The sequence below is a fragment of the Streptomyces sp. RP5T genome, from assembly GCF_003933965.1.
In the GTDB taxonomy this organism is placed as follows: domain Bacteria; phylum Actinomycetota; class Actinomycetes; order Streptomycetales; family Streptomycetaceae; genus Streptomyces.
In genome coordinates this window covers 1-3,269 of the sequence record NZ_RSAJ01000780.1, presented here as the reverse complement: position 1 = coordinate 3,269, position 3,269 = coordinate 1, and the positions used below count along the sequence as shown (strand labels likewise).

2 protein-coding genes are annotated in these 3,269 nt (G+C 73.6%); both read right to left on the bottom strand.

Going from position 1 to position 3,269, the window contains the following annotated elements:
• Window positions 1-970: aldo/keto reductase (locus EHS43_RS40865; protein WP_148104243.1), on the bottom strand; the 970-nt coding region annotated here is incomplete at its 3' end.
• Window positions 971-1,114: 144 nt separating this feature from the next.
• Window positions 1,115-3,269, bottom strand: a 2,155-nt coding sequence (locus EHS43_RS40860; RefSeq protein ID WP_148104242.1) for a tetratricopeptide repeat protein, incomplete at its 5' end; no start/stop codon positions are given.

Sequence of the window (3,269 nt, the reverse complement as noted above, 5' to 3'; positions counted from 1 at the left end):
TCTCCTGGGGGGCCAGGTCGGTGCCGGGGGTGACGATCTCGTCGATCGCGTCCAGGACGTCCGCCGTCAGGACGGTGTCCGCGGCGGCGAGTTGGGCGTGCAGGTGGCCCACCGTGCGAGGGCCCACGAGGGCGCTGGTCACGCCGGGATGGGCGGTCACGAAAGCGAGCGCGAGCTGGATCAGCGTGAGGCCCGCCTCCTGGGCGACCCGGCTCAGTTGTTCCACGGCGTCGAGACGGGCCCGGTTGGCGGGGACGGTCAGGTCGAATCGGTCGGGCAGGACCGCCGAGCGGTGGGTGGTGATGTCCCGCCCCGCGCGGACCGCACCCGACAGCCAGCCCGAGGCAAGCGGGCTCCACACCAGCACCCCCATGCCGTACTCCTGCGTGACGGGCAGGACATGGGACTCGATGCCGCGCTGCAGGACGGAATAGCTGGGCTGTTCGGTGACGTACCGGCTCAGGCGGTGCTCACGGGCCGCCCACTGGGCCTGCACGATGCGGTGGGCGGGGAAGGTGGAGGAGCCGAAGTAGCGGATCTTTCCGGCGCGTTGCAGGTCGGTCAGGGCCGACAGCGTCTCCTCGTCGCCGGTGCTCGGGTCCCAGCGGTGGATCTGGTACAGGTCGACGTGGTCGACGCCGAGGCGGCGCAGGCTGGCCTCCAGTTCGGTGACCAGCCAACGGCGCGAACTGCCCCGGTGGTTGCGTTCGTCGCCGATGGGCAGGCCGGCCTTGGTGGCCAGCACGATGTCGTCGCGGCGGCCCGCGATGGCCTTGCCGACCATCTCCTCCGACTCGCCGTCGCCGTACATGTCGGCGGTGTCGATGACGTTGACTCCGGCCTCAAGAGCGACGTCGACGATCGCGGTGGCCTCGTCCTGGGTGGTGCGGCCGATCCTGCCGAAGTTCATCGCGCCGAGCGCGAGAGAGCTGACCTGCACACCGGTGCGGCCCAAGGTGCGGTACTGCATGAGCGTGTTCCTCCATGACTGACTGCCGAGCCCCGTTCCGTCGCACGACGAAACGGAACCTTGTTCCGCAGACGATACGGAACGCGGTTCCGCTTTTGCAAGGCGGAGGTCGCCCGGCGCGGCGGAGGGGGCCCGGCCCTCCCCTCAGGCCTGCAGCTCCGGCTCCGGCCCCGGCAGGACGGCCCGCGCCGCCGCCCGGTGTTCGGCCGCCGCCTCCGGGTCCTCCGCGTCGAGGACCGCCGCGATGCCCTCGTGGGCCAGGGACTCCGCCTGGCGGTAACCGAGCCTCGGGGCCAGCACCAGGGCTTGGCGGTGCAGACGCAGGGCCTGCTCGGGCCGCCCCGCCAGGCGGCAGGTCTCGCCGTAGGCACTGAGGAAGTGGATCTTCCAGTGGTCCTCGAACAGCGCCTCCAGCAGCGCGAACGCCTCCTCGTGCCGCGCCAGGGCCTCCTCGTGGCGGCCCACCTGGCGCAGCGCGACCCCGAGGCAGTTCAGGCACCAGGCCTCGTTGTGCCGGTGGCCGTCCTCGCGGGCCAGCGCGAGCGCCCGGTGGAGGTGACCGAGCGCCTCCTCGGGGTCCTCGTGGGCCGTGGCCACGCCCAGCGTGATCAGGGCGGTCAGGGCGGGCGGCCACGCTCCGTCGGCGTGCGGCACCTCCAGTGCCGTACGGGCCAGCCGTGCGGCCTCGTCGCGGTGCCCCAGTTGCAGCAGCGCCCAGGCCTCGTACGCGGTCGCGTGGGCCGTGCCCATGGGGCAGTCGGCGTCCGCGTACAGCTTCCCCGCCAGCCGGAACAGTTCGAGCGGCTCCTCGACGTACCCCTCGTCCCACCTCAAGTAGCCGCGTCGCATGGTCAGTTCGGCCTCCGCGCGCACGTCCTGGGCCCGGAGCACCAGTGCTGCCGCCGCCTCGTACGCGGCGCTCGCCTCCGCCGTGCGGCCCGCGTTGTACCGGGCGAAGCCCAAGTCGCTGTGCACCTCTGCCAGTTGCAGGGGGTCGGCCAGGCGCTGCGCGGCGGCCAGGGACCGTTCGAAGAGACCGTTGAGCATCGTGGTGCCGCAGCGCCGGGCGAAGTACGTCCGCATGAAGCGGGGCAGTTCGCACATGTGCCGGTCGGCGCCGGCCTCCTCCGCCGCCTCGAAGGCCGCCAGCAGGTTCAGGTACTCGGTGCCGAACCAGATCAGAGCCGCGATCTTGTCGTGGAACTCCGGCAGTTCGGTCGGCGGGCGGTCCACGGTGGCCTCACGGCTCAGCGACAGGAACGGCATCGCGGCGTCCGCCGCGGCCGCCGCGTGCACGTAGTAGTCGAGCACCCGGAGCAGGGCCCGGTCCCGGTCCGCCGGGGAGTCCTGCTCCATGGAGGCGCGGCGGGCGTGCTGGTGGACCAGGTCGTGGAGGCGGTAGCGGCCCGCCGCCGGCTGCTGGACGAGGTGCGCGTCCAGCAGGTCCTCCAGCATCGCGCGGGCGCCGCGCAGCGGCACGTCCGCCAGCGCCGCCGCCACGTACTCGTCGAAGGACGACCCGGGCAGCAGGCCGAGCAGCCGGAACAGCCGGGCCTTGGCGCGGTCCAACTGCCGTACGGACATGGCGAACGCGGTGTCGAACTCGCTCGCTCCCTCCGCCATCCGCTCCACGAGGATGCCCACCGTCCAGCCCGGCCGGTGCCGCAGCCGGGCCGCGGCGAGCCGCAGGGCCAGGGGCAGCCGACCGCACAGGCGCAGCACCTCGGCGGTGGCCCCGGGGTCCCGGGCCAGGCGTCCCTCGCGGCTGTCGGTCTCGCCGCTGGCGCGGGCCAGGAGCTCGGCGCTCTCCTGCTCGGTCAGGACGTCCAGCGACACCGGCGGGACCTCGTCCAGGCCGAACAGCCGGTTGCGGCTGGTGATGAGGGCGACGGACGGTCCGGCGCCGGGCAGCAGCGGGCGGACCTGGTCGGCGTCGGCGGCGTTGTCGAGGACCACCACGGCCCGCCGGTGGGCGAGTTCGGAGCGCCAGCAGGCGGCCAGCTCCTCGACACCGCCGTCCTGGGGGACCTTCTCGGAGGGGACGTCGAGTGCGGCGAGCAGGGTCCGCAGGGCGCGGTCGGGGTCGAGCGGTCTGCGGCCCTCGGTGAAGCCGTGCAGGTCCAGGTAGAGCTGGGCGTCCGGGTAGTCGGCGGCGAGCCGGTGCGCCGCGTGCACGGCCAGGCAGGTCTTGCCGACGCCCGCCATGCCGTCGAGGGCGATCACCCGGCTGCCGGCCACCCCGTCGAGCACGGCGGCGAGCTGGGCCTCGCGGCCGGTGAAGTCGGACACGTCCCGGGGG